The sequence below is a fragment of the Bacillus sp. R86525 genome (assembly GCF_042466195.1).
GTDB lineage: Bacteria > Bacillota > Bacilli > Bacillales > Bacillaceae_G > Bacillus_A > Bacillus_A nitratireducens.
Map to the genome: position 1 here is coordinate 1,297,808 of NZ_JAXHPX010000007.1, position 14,571 is coordinate 1,312,378.

Annotated in this window: 18 protein-coding genes; 17 read left to right on the forward strand and 1 reads right to left on the reverse strand. The window is 36.3% G+C overall.

Annotated elements, in window-relative coordinates:
• Genes spoIIIAC through SJY24_RS09315 form a run of 6 tightly spaced genes read left to right on the forward strand, consistent with a single transcriptional unit; the run spans position 1 to position 3,763 of the window.
• On the forward strand, positions 1 to 204 hold the full coding sequence (spoIIIAC, locus tag SJY24_RS09290; protein WP_000020914.1) for a stage III sporulation protein AC: 204 nt from the start codon (positions 1 to 3) through the stop codon (positions 202 to 204).
• Positions 205 to 212: 8 nt separating this feature from the next.
• The gene (gene spoIIIAD / locus SJY24_RS09295; protein WP_255288848.1) at positions 213 to 611 is read left to right on the forward strand and encodes a stage III sporulation protein AD; all 399 of its coding nucleotides are present in this window, start codon (positions 213 to 215) and stop codon (positions 609 to 611) included.
• Between the two features lie 10 nt (positions 612 to 621).
• Positions 622 to 1,794, forward strand: coding sequence for a stage III sporulation protein AE (gene spoIIIAE, locus SJY24_RS09300; RefSeq protein WP_000944631.1), 1,173 nt, complete (start codon positions 622 to 624; stop codon positions 1,792 to 1,794).
• Between the two features lie 12 nt (positions 1,795 to 1,806).
• Positions 1,807 to 2,439 carry a stage III sporulation protein AF gene (gene spoIIIAF / locus SJY24_RS09305; RefSeq protein ID WP_001161029.1) on the forward strand — a complete coding sequence of 211 codons (633 nt, stop codon included), beginning with the start codon at positions 1,807 to 1,809 and terminating at the stop codon, positions 2,437 to 2,439.
• Complete coding sequence (spoIIIAG, locus tag SJY24_RS09310) at positions 2,429 to 3,091, forward strand: stage III sporulation protein AG (protein WP_071747083.1); 663 nt, start codon at positions 2,429 to 2,431, stop codon at positions 3,089 to 3,091. The genes spoIIIAF and spoIIIAG overlap by 11 nt, the downstream gene beginning before the upstream one ends.
• 15 nt (positions 3,092 to 3,106) lie before the next feature.
• Complete coding sequence (locus SJY24_RS09315; RefSeq protein ID WP_000914727.1) at positions 3,107 to 3,763, forward strand: SpoIIIAH-like family protein; 657 nt, start codon at positions 3,107 to 3,109, stop codon at positions 3,761 to 3,763.
• Between the two features lie 57 nt (positions 3,764 to 3,820).
• Here the strand turns inward: SJY24_RS09315 and SJY24_RS09320 are convergent, their stop codons facing one another.
• Positions 3,821 to 4,018, reverse strand: a complete 198-nt coding sequence (locus SJY24_RS09320; RefSeq protein ID WP_002094415.1) for a hypothetical protein — start codon at positions 4,016 to 4,018, stop codon at positions 3,821 to 3,823.
• Positions 4,019 to 4,486: 468 nt separating this feature from the next.
• Here SJY24_RS09320 and accB point away from each other — a divergent pair, with 468 nt between their 5' ends.
• The 11 genes from accB (at position 4,487) to argR (ending at position 14,516) form a co-directional block, all read left to right on the forward strand.
• Positions 4,487 to 4,975 carry an acetyl-CoA carboxylase biotin carboxyl carrier protein gene (accB, locus tag SJY24_RS09325; protein WP_000472877.1) on the forward strand — a complete coding sequence of 163 codons (489 nt, stop codon included), beginning with the start codon at positions 4,487 to 4,489 and terminating at the stop codon, positions 4,973 to 4,975.
• Between the two features lie 16 nt (positions 4,976 to 4,991).
• Positions 4,992 to 6,344, forward strand: coding sequence for an acetyl-CoA carboxylase biotin carboxylase subunit (accC, locus tag SJY24_RS09330; RefSeq protein ID WP_377864467.1), 1,353 nt, complete (start codon positions 4,992 to 4,994; stop codon positions 6,342 to 6,344).
• Between the two features lie 22 nt (positions 6,345 to 6,366).
• Positions 6,367 to 6,759, forward strand: a complete 393-nt coding sequence (locus tag SJY24_RS09335; RefSeq protein WP_000807630.1) for an Asp23/Gls24 family envelope stress response protein — start codon at positions 6,367 to 6,369, stop codon at positions 6,757 to 6,759.
• Positions 6,760 to 7,107: 348 nt separating this feature from the next.
• Positions 7,108 to 7,500: a N utilization substance protein NusB gene (gene nusB, locus SJY24_RS09340; protein ID WP_000830246.1), complete on the forward strand. Its 393-nt coding sequence runs from the start codon at positions 7,108 to 7,110 to the stop codon at positions 7,498 to 7,500.
• Positions 7,501 to 7,523: 23 nt separating this feature from the next.
• On the forward strand, positions 7,524 to 8,384 hold the full coding sequence (gene folD, locus SJY24_RS09345) for a bifunctional methylenetetrahydrofolate dehydrogenase/methenyltetrahydrofolate cyclohydrolase FolD (protein WP_377864468.1): 861 nt from the start codon (positions 7,524 to 7,526) through the stop codon (positions 8,382 to 8,384).
• A gap of 26 nt (positions 8,385 to 8,410) precedes the next feature.
• Positions 8,411 to 9,769 (forward strand): exodeoxyribonuclease VII large subunit, encoded by a 1,359-nt coding sequence (gene xseA, locus SJY24_RS09350; protein WP_097830732.1) that lies wholly within the window; start codon positions 8,411 to 8,413, stop codon positions 9,767 to 9,769.
• The gene (xseB, locus tag SJY24_RS09355; protein ID WP_098498688.1) at positions 9,759 to 9,989 is read left to right on the forward strand and encodes an exodeoxyribonuclease VII small subunit; all 231 of its coding nucleotides are present in this window, start codon (positions 9,759 to 9,761) and stop codon (positions 9,987 to 9,989) included. Before xseA ends, xseB begins: the two co-directional genes overlap by 11 nt.
• Positions 9,989 to 10,882: a (2E,6E)-farnesyl diphosphate synthase gene (ispA, locus tag SJY24_RS09360; RefSeq protein ID WP_377864469.1), complete on the forward strand. Its 894-nt coding sequence runs from the start codon at positions 9,989 to 9,991 to the stop codon at positions 10,880 to 10,882. Before xseB ends, ispA begins: the two co-directional genes overlap by 1 nt.
• Positions 10,883 to 11,188: 306 nt before the next feature.
• Positions 11,189 to 13,081: a 1-deoxy-D-xylulose-5-phosphate synthase gene (gene dxs, locus SJY24_RS09365; RefSeq protein WP_377864470.1), complete on the forward strand. Its 1,893-nt coding sequence runs from the start codon at positions 11,189 to 11,191 to the stop codon at positions 13,079 to 13,081.
• A gap of 3 nt (positions 13,082 to 13,084) precedes the next feature.
• Positions 13,085 to 13,924 (forward strand): TlyA family RNA methyltransferase, encoded by an 840-nt coding sequence (locus SJY24_RS09370; RefSeq protein WP_097830735.1) that lies wholly within the window; start codon positions 13,085 to 13,087, stop codon positions 13,922 to 13,924.
• Positions 13,925 to 14,066: 142 nt separating this feature from the next.
• Entirely contained in the window at positions 14,067 to 14,516 is a 450-nt protein-coding gene (argR, locus tag SJY24_RS09375) for an arginine repressor ArgR (RefSeq protein ID WP_001032581.1), read from the forward strand.
• Positions 14,517 to 14,571 lie beyond the last annotated feature (55 nt).

Here is a 14,571-nt window from a genome sequence, read left to right on the forward strand (position 1 = left end):
ATGTCCATTGACGTTGGATTAATATTTCAAATCGCCGGAATCGGCATTGTTTTAGCTTTCATTCATACCGTACTAAAAGAATTAAAGCGTGAGGATATTGCAAATTGGGTTATCCTTGTCGGTTTCGTTGTTATTTTATTTCATGTTGCATTTTTAATTAATACTCTGTTCGACAAGATTAAAAGTGTCTTTCTCTTCCAATAAAGGAGGCGATTCGAATCGAAATTATACAAATTGTCGGATTAGGCCTCGTTGCTACATTTTTAGCTGCTGTTTTGAACCAGCATAAATCTAGTATTACATCGTTATTTATTGTGTTCATTGGTAGCATGATGTTTCTTCTGTTAATTGATCAAATCCACTCTATTTTACAAATGATTGAGAGAGTGGCGAGTGAAGCGAAAGTTAGTAACGTATATGTAGAAACGTTATTGAAAATTATTGGGATTGCTTATATCGCTGAGTTTGGAGCGCAAATAACAAAAGATGCTGGTCAAAGCGCAATCGCTTCGAAAATTGAATTAGCTGGGAAAATCTTGATTCTCGTTATGGCGATTCCTATTTTGACGGTTGTAATTGAAACCATTCTCGGATTTTTACCTACGGGATAAGGGGGAGTGAATGTTGAGGAAGTTCGGAGCTAAGCTGCTATTTGCTTGCTTCCTTTTCTTTTCTTTACCGATTGTTGTACAAGCTTCTCCTATAGAAACAAACGTCATGGATCAACAATTGGATAAGCTCGGAATTGAAGATGTGAAGCAATTTTGGGACGGGCTTGTTACAAAATATGGGGGTTATTTACCAGAGAGTCAAAAAGGAAGTTTTATGGAGTTTGTAAAGGGAGAGAAAGAATTCTCCATAAAAGAGTGGATGCTAGGGTTATTAAAATATTTATTTCACGAGCTCGTTGCAAATGGAAAATTACTTGGAACGCTCATTATGCTCACGATTTTTAGTGCATTGTTACAATCACTGCAATCTGCTTTTTCGAAGAGTAGCGTAAGTAAAATTGCTGATGCAGTCGTATACATGGTACTTATTATTTTCGCCTTAAATAGTTTTTATGTTGTTATGACATATGCAAGAGAAACGATACAAACAATGGTAGATTTCATACTAGCATTATTACCAATTTTACTTGCACTCATAGCGACTGGTGGTGGTGTCGTGTCTGTAGCATTTTTCCATCCAATCATCATTTTCTTAATGAATACGAGTGGGCTTCTTATGAATTATATCGTTCTACCACTTTTATTACTTGCAACTATATTAAGTATTGTAAGTACGATGAGTGATCAATATAAAGTTACGAAATTGTCCAAGCTTTTGCAAAACGTTAGCGTTGGGATTATGGGTATCTTTTTGACGGTTTTTTTAGGGGTATTATCTGTACAGGGAACCGCTTCAGCCGTTGCTGATGGCATAGCTGTGAAAACTGCTAAATTTGTAACAGGAAACTTCATTCCTGTAGTAGGAAGGATGTTTACTGAGGCAGCGGATACCGTTATTAGTGCATCTGGATTATTAAAAAACACAGTCGGGATTATCGGGCTCGTCATTCTGTGCCTAATTGTCGCTTTTCCAGCGATTCAAATATTTTGTATCGCATTTATTTATAAATTCGCAGCGGCAGTATTGCAACCAGTTGGCGGAGGAGCAATTATTCAATGTTTAGATATTATCGGACGAAGTATCATTTACGTATTTGCTTGTTTAGCTATCGTGTCGTTTATGTTCTTTTTAAGTATCACGATTATTATTGCTGCGGGGAACATTACGCTCATGATGCGATAGGAGGTGAAGAGTATGCAATTTGTTACAGAGTGGATTAGAAATATTATCGTTTTTTTACTCTTAGCGACAATGCTTCATCTTATTCTTCCGAATTCAAATTTACAAAAGTACGTTAAATTCGTTGTAAGTCTATTGTTAGTTGTATTAATTTTAACGCCTCTATTTAAGTTGTTACAAACAGATGTAAATGAAGTTATCGCAAATTTCAATGAAGAAAAGTACGTAGCAGATGGATCAGTAAAAAATTCGATAGATTCGAAGAAAAAAGAAATACAAGCTCTAACACGTGCATATAGTTTAGAAGAGATGGCTACCAAAATGAAAAAAGACGTAGGAAAAGATTTCGAGAAAAAGTATGGTATGACAGTCTCTGAAATACAAATAGTCGCAGTGAAACATGCAGAAGAAGTAAAGTCAGCGAAAGATATTCAATCTGTTGTAGTGACGTTGAAAGAAAAAGAGCGTAGTAAAAATGATGCAATCGAAACAGTAAAGTCAATTGAAATTAATACGAAAGAACCGCCAAAAAAATTAGAAGAAACGAATGTAGAAATGGAAAATTTCTTTTCAAGCAGGTGGCAACTAGAGGATAAACAAATCCAAGTTCAGATGGAAGGGAGGACAGGTAGCGTAAATGGACAATAAAGATAAAAATTCGAGGTTCTCATTTTTTCGAAACTTATTGAATGGGGATGAAAAAGAAAGTAATGAGAAGGGGAAAAAAGTAACACCTAAGTTTTTGCTTGTCCTACTCATACTTGGGATTGTGCTTATGTTTTCTAGTAATTTCTTTGCACCTAAAAAAGAAGAAGTGCCTGTGTTTAAAGAAAAGACAAGTCAAAACCAAGATAAAGATGTACCAACTTTCGGACAAAAAAACAATGATAATATGTCAAATGTAGAAAAATATGAAAAAGCGTATGAACAAGAATTGAAAGCTTCTTTAGAAGAGATAGCTGGAGTAAAAGACGTAACTATTAAAGTGAACTTAGATTCATCTGAAGAAAAAATACTCGAGAAAAATACTGTAAAACGCTCGCAAACAACAGGTGAAACTGATAAAGCAGGCGGTAAAAGGGAAGTAGAGGACGAGTCTCTTGATGAAAAGACCGTCATTATACGTGAAGGTGATAAAGAAACTCCAATTGTTTTGCGAACAGAGAAACCGAAAGTACGAGGTGTTCTTGTCGTAGCAAAGGGAGTGGATAATATACAAATAAAAGCAATGGTAAAAGAAGCTGTGACGCGATTGTTAGATGTACCATCTCATCGCGTTTCAGTATCACCGAAAAATTGATAGGGAGGAAATAAAGTGTTAAAAAAACAAACGGTTTGGCTATTAACGATGTTAAGTTTAGTGGTTGTACTATCTGTTTATTACGTAACAACTCCTGAAAAAATGAATACAGCAGCACCGGCAACGGGTGAAAAGATGGGGCAAGAAAAGCAAGGTGCTGATAAAGCAGTTACAAAAGAAACAACGAAAGAAACTACAAATAAAGAGACAACAAAAGAAAGTACAAGCAAGGAAACTACAAATAAAGAAACAGACAAAAAAGAGAATGACAAAAAGGAAACAAGTAAAAAAGAGGCTAGCGTAACAGTTCAATCAAGCGATGAGAATTTCACAGCGCTACGTATGCAAATGGAAGATCAGCGTAGTGTAGAGAAAGAAAAGCTACAAAATGTAATGAAGTCATCAAAATCTTCAGCAGAAGAAAAGAGTAAAGCGAAAGATAATCTTGATGCAATAACTACAATGGAAACGAAGCAACAATTACTTGAGACAGTGATTAAATCTCAAGGTGGATATAAAGATGCTCTTGTAAGAGCTGATGGAACGGACATTAAAGTGACGGTTAAATCAGCAAAGCATTCACAAAAAGAAGCGAATAAAATTATTCAGCTTGTAAGAAGTGAAGGTGGTCCAAAAGATGTAGGTGTGAAATTTGATCCATCAGTAAAGTAAATTGAAATTATAATAGGTGTTGCTGCTTCAAATGAGATAAAAGAATAATAGAAAAAGCTATCGATTTCGATAGCTTTTTTCTATTTCATCTTTGTTGTTATATTTAGTCTTTTCAATTGGAAACGGGGAAATACGCTGTGAGTAAAAGATTAATGGTTCATGATAATGGTGATTACTTTTTCCAGATTTGACGTGGATGAAGAGGACCAATGCCCAAATCACTACAGCAGGCAAGAATAGAATGAGCCATATCATATGTCCACACCTCACTACAATAAATTTTATACACTTTGAACATACTATTCTTATATGAAGGAAGAATGAACGGCACGTAAACAAAAAAATAATATTTGGTAAAAATATGTTTTTTATCTTAGAAAAAAGAAGAGTGGTTAGGGAATTACGTGTTTACAATGTGAAGTTTTGAAAAAGTGAAAAATGTTTTTTGGGAAGTGGTCTTGCCAATTTTGCATGAAACTTGGTATTATTACTAGGTAATAATTTTTTAGTGGAATAATATTTTTACAGGAGTTTCGATTTATTACAAAGAAATATAAATTGGAATGTTTAAAAAATTTATCGTAAGATGGGAATAGTAAATATTTCTATTAGTAAATGAAATGAATTTTCTAATAGAATACATCGTATTTTTACAGTCAATCTAGTTTTAGTGATGAGAATCTGTAAAAACGGGACAAACAAGAGTATGGGAGTGGATTTTACATGTTTAAAATTCAAGAAGTTCGTGAATTAATTAAATTAATTGATAGCTCTAATATTGATGAATTTGAATACAAAAAAGACGGTACAACAATTAAAATGAAAAAACGTGGTAATGAAGTAGTTACGGTGCAAGCACCTGTAACGAAACAAGTCATGCAACCAGCAGCACCTGTTGAAGTAGAAACAACAGTAGCGGCGGCACAAGTAGAAGTGCCAAAACAAGAAGAGAAGACAGCTGTTCAAAATGAAAACCTGCATAAAATCACATCACCGATGGTAGGAACATTTTATTCCTCTTCTTCGCCTGATACACCTCAATATGTAAGTGTTGGGGACAAAGTATCGAAAGATTCTATCGTATGTATTGTTGAAGCTATGAAATTATTTAACGAAATTGACGCAGATGTAGAGGGCGAAATTGTTGAAATTCTTGTTAATAACGGACAGCTTGTTGAGTATGGACAACCGCTATTTCTTGTAAAAGCGTAATAAGGGAGTCTTTGTGATGATAAAAAAAGTATTAATAGCCAATCGTGGGGAAATTGCTGTACGAATTGTTCGTGCTTGTAAAGAAATGGATATTGAAACAGTTGCAATTTATTCAGAAGCAGACAAAGAGTCACTTCATGTGCAAATTGCAGATGAAGCGTATTGTGTTGGACCAACGGTTTCGAAAGAAAGCTATTTAAATTTGACGAACATTATTAGTGTTGCGAAATTAACAGGTTGTGATGCAATTCATCCGGGATATGGATTTTTAGCAGAGAATGCGGATTTTGCAGAATTATGCCGTGAGTGTAACTTGATTTTTATCGGTCCAAGCCCAGAAGCTATTTCAAAGATGGGCACAAAAGACGTTGCACGTGATACAATGAAAGAAGCAGGGGTTCCGATTGTACCAGGTTCACAAGGGATTATTAAAAATACCGAAGAAGCGATTGAGCTTGCTAATCAAATTGGATATCCAGTTATTATTAAAGCGACTGCAGGTGGTGGCGGAAAAGGTATTCGTGTTGCGCGCCATGAAGAAGAGCTTGTAAAAGGAATTCAAATTACACAGCAAGAAGCTAGTACCGCTTTTGGGAACCCTGGTGTATACTTAGAAAAGTACGTTGAAGATTTCCGCCATGTTGAGATTCAAATAATGGCAGATACACATGGAAATGCCATTCATTTAGGAGAGCGTGATTGTACAATTCAGCGCCGTTTGCAAAAACTATTAGAAGAAAGCCCATCCCCTGCACTTGATGAAAATATTCGTCAGCAAATGGGTGATGCAGCAGTTAAAGCAGCGGTAGCGGTTGATTATACAGGTGCTGGTACGGTTGAGTTTATTTATGAATATAAAACGAAAACCTTTTATTTCATGGAGATGAATACGAGAATTCAAGTTGAGCATCCAGTTACAGAAATGGTAACAGGGATGGATTTAATTAAAGAACAAATTCGTGTTGCTTCTGGAGAAAAATTATCGTTACAGCAAGAAGAAGTACAATTTAATGGTTGGGCAATTGAATGTCGAATTAATGCGGAAAACCCTGCCAAAAAATTTATGCCATCTCCAGGTAAAGTAGAAATGTACTTGCCACCAGGCGGATTTGGTATTCGCGTCGATTCAGCTGTATATCCGGGATATTCAATTCCACCTTTCTATGATTCGATGGTTGCTAAATTAATTGTTCACGGAAAAACACGTGAAGAGGCAATTGCAAAAATGAAGCGAGCACTCAGTGAGTTTGTCATTGAAGGCGTACATACAACAATCCCGTTCCATTTGCAATTGCTAGATCATCCTGATTTTGTAAAAGGTGAGTTTAACACGAAATTTTTGGAAGAGCATGAACTTGTGACGCAGTGATACATTAAAGGAGGTTTTTTTCATGGCTGAACATATGTTAGATATGGGTCAAGATACAACTCTTGGAAAAGTAGAAATTGCACCAGAAGTAATCGAAGTAATTGCAGGTATTGCAGCTGCTGAAGTAGAAGGTGTAGCGGCAATGCGTGGTAATTTTGCTACAGATGTTGTTGAGAAGTTAGGTAAGAAAAATCACGGTAAAGGTGTAAAGGTTGAGCTAGCAAACGAAGATATTATTGTTGACCTTTATGTTGTTATGTATTTTGGTGTAGCAATTCCAGTTGTTGCACAAAAAATTCAAGACAATATACGCCAGGCACTCTTTACAATGACAGGACTTGAGCCAAAAGAAGTGAATGTTCACATCGTTGGCGTAACATTCGAAACACAAAAAACAGAAATCGAACCAGTGTAAGAGTGAAAAAGGTGCCTAGTAACGTAGGTGCCTTTTTTATCGTTTCATTTCTTCACAAATTAAAAACCTCTAAATTATTATACTATTTCAAAAAATAAGAAATGTAAAAGGGAATGTTTCATTTTTCCAAAAAACGTACATTGTGATAAGATATGGAACTTGAAGTTAATCTTTTTATTATTTTTCAGCCTTGTACCCCGTGTGTGAAACGATAAATTGTGTTATTATCATTGTATTATAAGGTTGGAAAATCAATGAAAACTACAAGAGTAAGTGAATTGACGGCTTATAAATTATAATAATATAACAAAGCATAAGGAAAGACTTGAAGTATAAAGGAGAGTTACAATGAAACGTAGGACGGCTAGAGAAAGAGCTATGCAAGCATTATACCAAATGGATATTACAGGTGAATTAGAACCGAAAGTAGCGGTGGAAAATACGCTAGATGAAGGTGAAGAAACAAATGAGTTTCTAGAATCACTTGTTGTAGGATTTGTAGACAACAAAGAAGAGATTGACGCAGCAATTCGTCAAAATTTAAAAAAGTGGAAGCTTGAGCGTATTAGTATTGTTGATCGCAGTATTTTACGTGTAGCTGTGTATGAAATGAAATACATGGAAGAAATTCCACACAATGTAACAATTAACGAAGCGATTGAAATTGCAAAAACATTTGGGGATGAGGAATCTCGTCGTTTTATTAACGGCGTTTTATCTAATATAAAAGATACACTGTAATTTCTTTAAGGGGGAATCTTAAAATGGTAGCAGTAATCATCAAAGGAAATGAAGTTGCGGAGAAAAAACGAGCACAATTGAAAGAAGAAGTTGTGAAGTTAAAAGAGCAAGGGATTGTACCAGGATTAGCAGTTATTTTAGTTGGAGAAGACCCAGCATCGCGTTCTTATGTAAAAGGAAAAGAAAAAGGCTGTGAGCAAGTAGGAATTTATTCAGAGCTAATTGAACTTCCTGAAACGATTACTGAGGAGCGTTTGCTTGCTGAAATCGATCGCTTAAATGGAGACGACCGTATTAATGGCATATTAGTACAATTACCTTTACCAAAACATATTGAAGAAAAAGCTATCATTGAAAGAATTTCACCTGAAAAGGATGTAGATGGATTTCACCCAATCAGCGTTGGACGTATGATGACGGGACAAGATACATTCCTTCCATGTACACCGCACGGTATTGTGGAATTAGTAAAAGAAATAAATCTTGATATTTCTGGAAAACATGTTGTTGTAATCGGAAGAAGTAATATTGTTGGTAAACCGGTGGGACAACTGTTTTTAAATGAAAATGCAACTGTCACATATTGTCATTCAAAGACGCAAAATATAAAAGAATTATCGAAGTTAGCTGATATTTTAATCGTAGCTGTTGGAAGAGCGAAAATGGTAACAGCTGATTATATTAAAGAAGGTGCAGTTGTAATTGATGTTGGTGTTAACCGTTTAGACACAGGTAAACTTTGTGGTGACGTTGATTTTGATAACGTATTAGACGTTGCGGGATACATTACGCCTGTGCCAAAAGGAGTCGGCCCAATGACTATTACAATGCTTCTTCACAATACTGTGGAGTCTGCAAAGCGTGCAGGTGTTGTTTGTCAATAATTTGAATCGGCTATGAGGAGAGAGCAATGGAGAAACAATATTTAACCGTTACAGCATTAACACGCTATATTAAAACAAAAATAGAGTATGATCCGCATTTACAGTCTGTTTGGTTAAAAGGAGAAATTTCCAACTTTAAATATCATAGTCGTGGTCATATGTATTTTACATTGAAAGATGAAAATGCAAGAATTGCAGCGGTTATGTTTGCGGGTCATAATCGTAACATTAAATTCAGACCGGAAAATGGAATGAAAGTACTTGTAAAAGGAAAGATTTCTGTTTACGAGGCGAGTGGTTCTTATCAAATTTATATTCAAGACATGCAGCCTGATGGAATTGGAAACTTGCATTTAGCTTATGAGCAATTAAAAGTTCGTTTAGAGGAAGAGGGCTTGTTTTCTCAAGTTTATAAAAAAATAATTCCTCCGTATGCTAAAACAATAGGTGTAATCACGTCGCCAACAGGAGCAGCGATTCGCGATATTATAACAACAATTAAACGTCGTTACCCAATTGGGAATGTTATTGTGTTTCCCGTACTTGTACAAGGGGAGTCAGCAGCTCCCTCGATTGTACAAGCGATTCGTACAGCGAATGAAATGGGAGATATTGATGTTTTAATTGTAGGACGTGGTGGTGGCTCTATTGAAGAATTATGGGCCTTTAATGAGGAAGTAGTTGCAAGAGCGATTTTTACAAGTGAGATTCCGATTATTTCGGCTGTAGGCCATGAAACAGATTTTACAATCGCAGATTTTGTCGCGGATTTACGTGCACCAACACCGACTGCAGCGGCTGAGCTGGCGGTACCTAATATTATAGAGCTACAAGAAAAGGTATTACAAAGAACTCTGAGATTGCAAAGAGCAATGAGAGAGAGAGTACATAAAAAAGAAGAAAAACTGCAAGTGCTACAAAAATCTTATGCGTTCCGTTATCCAAGGCAAGTGTATGAGCAAAAAGAAGAGCAGTTAGACAGGGCTCTTGAACAACTTGTTTTAGCGAAAGAGCGTTATATAGATAAAAAAGTAAATCAATTAAAGCAACTTTCATTTTATTTAGAAAAGCACCACCCATCTCAAAAAATTATACAAACGAAAACGGCAATTGAAACGTTGCAAAAGCAGTTGCAACGTGAAATGCAAACATTACTTCAAACGAAGGAGTTCGTATTTGTGAGAGCGGCTCAAAAGCTTGAGGTATTAAGCCCGCTTAAAGTAATGATGAGAGGGTATGGGCTTGTATACGATGAAGAGAAACAAGTATTAAAAAGCGTGAAAGATGTTAGCCTTGGAGATGCTGTTTCGGTTCAATTACAAGATGGAATACTAGATTGTAGCGTATCAAGCATAGAGGAGCGTGAATTGAATAATGGAAAATAAGTTAAGCTTTGAAGAAGCAATTTCGCAGCTTGAGCACCTCGTTTCTAAGCTTGAACAAGGTGATGTACCTTTAGAGGAAGCAATTTCTTATTTTAAAGAAGGCATGGAATTATCTAAGTTTTGTGATGAGAAATTGAAAGATGTACAAGAACAAATGGCAGTTATCCTTGGGGAAGATGGAGAGCTTAAACCGTTTACTGCTTTAGGAGATGAAGCATAGTGACACATATAGCTTTTGATGCTTTTTTGAAAGAGAGTAAAACTTTCGTAGAAGAAAAGCTTGTAAGCTATGCAAATGAATTACAATGTCCAAATGTGCTTCGTGAAGCGATGGCATATTCTTTGGAAGCGGGTGGGAAACGTCTCCGCCCGTTACTTTTATTTGCAACGTTACAAGCGTTTGGGAAAGAAAAAAATCTTGGAGTGGGTGCAGCTTGTGCCCTTGAAATGATTCATACATATTCGTTAATTCATGATGATTTACCTTGTATGGATGATGATGATCTAAGACGAGGAAAGCCTACAAATCATAAAGTATTTGGTGAAGCAATGGCAGTTTTAGCAGGAGATGGTTTGTTGACATATGCTTTTCAAGTTATTATGGCATATGAGCAAAAAGAAATCTCTGCTGAAAAGAAAGTAAGACTTGTACTTGAGCTTGCGAAAGCAGCAGGACCTGAAGGAATGGTTGCTGGACAAGTGGCAGATATGGAAGCTGAAGGAAAACGACTTACAATTAATGAATTAGAGTACATCCATAAGCATAAAACGGGTAAACTACTTGAGTTTGCTGTACTTGCAGGAGCGATACTTTCTGATGCTACAGAAGAGCAGGAAGAGAAGTTACTTGCATTTGCAAAATATATCGGTCTAGCTTTCCAAATTAGAGACGATATTTTAGATGTAGAAGGAATCGAAGAAGAGATTGGAAAACCGATTGGTAGTGATGTTTCTAATGAAAAGAGTACATATACGACGTTATTTACTGTAGATAGAGCAAAATCTATTTTAGAGGAGACAATTGCAAAAGCAAAAGATTCTATTAGCTCCTTGCAATTACAAGATGAATATTTACTATCTATTTGTGATTTAATCGCAAAACGTAATAACTAATATAACAGCGTTTTCATTTGTTGAGTCATTCATCATTTTATGATATAAATGTAGGAAAAGGTTTTTCTTTTCTTGTTATTGGCAAAAATATATGTAGATTACATTGCCGTTATCACTTCGTGTTAGCGGCTATTTTTTTCATCGTGTAGAAATATGATGTATAATATAATAAGTGAAAAAAATGGAAGTGTTTTCTGAAAGCAGGACAAGATAAAAAGAATAGAAAGAGAATTTCTTGTATTGTGTAAATGTTTCTTATAATATTTGACATGTTGACAGATTATGAAATGAAAGTGAGTGATCCGTGTGGATCTAACGCAAATTCAAAACCCTAGTTTTTTGAAAGATATGTCTATTAGTGAACTAGAGGGATTGAGTGAGGATATTCGTAAGTTTTTAATTGAAGAGCTCTCTCAAACAGGTGGACATATTGCACCTAATTTAGGTGTAGTAGAACTCACAATTGCTCTGCATAAATTATTTGATAGTCCGAAAGATAAGTTTTTATGGGATGTAGGACATCAATCCTATGTACATAAAATTTTAACAGGGCGTGCGAAAGAATTCGGCACATTAAGGCAATACCAAGGTCTATGTGGTTTCCCAAAACGCTGCGAGAGTGAGCACGATGTATGGGAAACTGGTCATAGTTCGACGTCATTATCTGCTGCAATGGGAATGGCTCTAGCGCGTGATTTAAAGAAAACGGAAGAATACGTTATACCAATCATTGGCGATGGTGCATTAACAGGCGGAATGGCTTTAGAGGCATTAAACCATATTGGCCATGAAAAAACGGACATGATTGTTATTTTGAATGACAATGAAATGTCAATTGCACCAAACGTCGGTGCGCTTCATAATGTACTTGGTCGTTTACGTACCGCAGGGAAGTACCATTGGGTAAAAGATGAATTAGAGTATATATTGAAGAAAATCCCAGCAGTTGGCGGGAAAGTTGCTGCGACAGCAGAGAAAATAAAGGATAGTCTAAAATATTTACTAGTATCAGGCGTCTTTTTTGAAGAATTAGGCTTTACATATTTAGGTCCGGTCGATGGGCATGATTATGAAAAGTTATTCGAAACGTTGCAATATGCAAAGAAAACAAAAGGCCCAGTACTTGTTCATGTAATTACGAAAAAAGGAAAAGGTTATAAACCAGCTGAGAGTGATGTTATTGGGACTTGGCATGGAACAGGACCGTATAAAATTGAATCAGGTGACTTCGTTAAACCGAAAGAAGTTGCACCGGCATGGAGTGCTGTTGTTAGTGAAACAGTACTTAAGCTAGCGAGAACGGATGAGCGTATCGTTGCAATTACACCTGCAATGCCTGTTGGATCGAAACTTGAGAAATTCCAAAAAGAATTCCCGGATCGTATGATTGATGTAGGTATTGCAGAACAGCATGCTACAACAATGGCGGCTGGTATGGCAACACAAGGGATGAAGCCATTCTTAGCAATTTATTCAACATTTTTACAAAGAGCATATGACCAAGTTGTTCATGATATTTGTCGTCAAAATTTAAATGTTTTCATTGGAATAGATCGCTCTGGATTAGTAGGAGCAGACGGTGAAACGCATCAAGGTGTATTTGACATTTCGTTTTTACGTCACTTGCCGAATATGGTGCTTATGATGCCGAAAGATGAAAATGAAGGTCAACATTTAGTCTATACGGCGATGCAATATGAAGATGGACCGATTGCTTTGCGTTATGCGCGCGGTAATGGACTTGGCGTTCATATGGATGAAGAATTAAAGGCGATTCCAATTGGTTCATGGGAAACGTTAAAAGAAGGTACACAAGCGGCTATTTTAACGTTTGGTACGACAATACCAATGGCAATGGAAGCAGCTGAGCGTCTTGAAAAGGCTGGAGTTTCAGTCAAAGTAGTGAATGCTCGCTTTATTAAACCAATGGATGAAGCATATTTACATGAGCTTTTAGGGAAAAATATACCGATTTTAACGATTGAAGAAGCTTGTTTAATCGGAGGTTTTGGAACAGGAGTAGTTGAATTTGCATCTGAAAATGGATACCATAGTGCATTAATTGAAAGAATGGGTATTCCAGACCGTTTCATAGAGCACGGTAGTGTAACAAAATTATTGGAAGAAATTAGTTTAACGACAGATGCTGTTGTAGACCGTATTCATACAATGATTCCATCAAAACAAAAAAGGGCGTAACAAATGAGCGTAAAAAAAGAAAGAGTAGATGTACTATTAGTGGAGCGAGGGCTTATAGAAACGCGCGAGAAGGCTAAACGTGCTGTTATGGCAGGGCTCGTATATGCGAATGAAATGAGACTCGATAAGCCAGGAGAGAAAATCTCACAAGATACAGAGATTACGGTGAAAGGGCAAGTTATGCCATATGTAAGCCGTGGTGGTTATAAACTTGAAAAGGCATTAGAGACATTTCAACTTGATTTACAAGATAAAGTTATGATAGATATTGGTTCATCAACTGGTGGTTTTACAGATTGTGCGCTTCAAAATGGAGCGAAGTTATCTTATGCATTAGATGTAGGATATAATCAACTTGCGTGGAAATTGCGTCAAGATGAGCGTGTTGTTGTGATGGAACGAACGAACTTCCGTTACGTGACACCGGCAGACTTAGAGCGCGGTTTACCTCAGTTTGCAAGTATCGATGTTTCATTTATATCATTAAAGCTAATATTGCCGGTTTTAAAAACAATGCTTATGTTAAATGGTGACGTAGCTGCATTAATTAAACCGCAGTTTGAAGCTGGACGAGAACAAGTTGGGAAAAAAGGCATTGTTCGTGATAGAAAAGTACATGAAGCTGTCGTGGAGATGATTGTCGATTTTGCTCTGAAGGAAGGCTATGATGTCGAAGGTTTAACATTCTCGCCAATTACGGGTGGGGATGGTAATATTGAATTTTTAATCCATCTAAAATGGCATGGAGAGCGTGAGAATGGCGAAAATCATTCGCCGGTTTCTATTGAGCAAGTTGTTACAGAAGCGCATGACGTTCTAAAACAAAAAGGGAAAGGGGAATAACATATGTTGTTCCTCTTTTTGTTGTAATTGTATAATGATTGTAAAAACAATTGTGTACAAGAAACGAATTATACGTTAACATAAATAAGTGAAGTATACCAATGTTTAAACTATGGTAAGAGATAGTGTGAGGTGCAAATGTATGAATAAAGGTCAGCGCCATATTAAAATCAGGGAAATTATTGCGAACAAAGAAATTGAAACACAAGATGAACTAGTTGATATTTTACGTAATGAGGGATTTAATGTAACGCAGGCAACAGTATCGCGCGATATTAAAGAACTGCACTTAGTTAAGGTGCCATTACATGATGGACGCTATAAATATAGCTTACCAGCAGATCAACGATTTAACCCGTTGCAAAAATTAAAACGAAATCTAGTGGATTCATTTGTAAAATTAGACACGGCAGGACATATGCTTGTGCTAAAAACATTGCCTGGTAACGCTCATTCACTTGGGGCACTTATTGATCATTTAGAGTGGGATGAGATTATCGGAACCATTTGTGGTGATGATACTTGCTTAATTATTTGCCGTACACCTGAAGATACAGGTGTTGTCTCTGATCGTTTCTTAAATATGCTGTAACAAAAAAATCTTGTTTACTTTCCTCTGTAAAGTGGAAAGTAAACAAGATATTTTT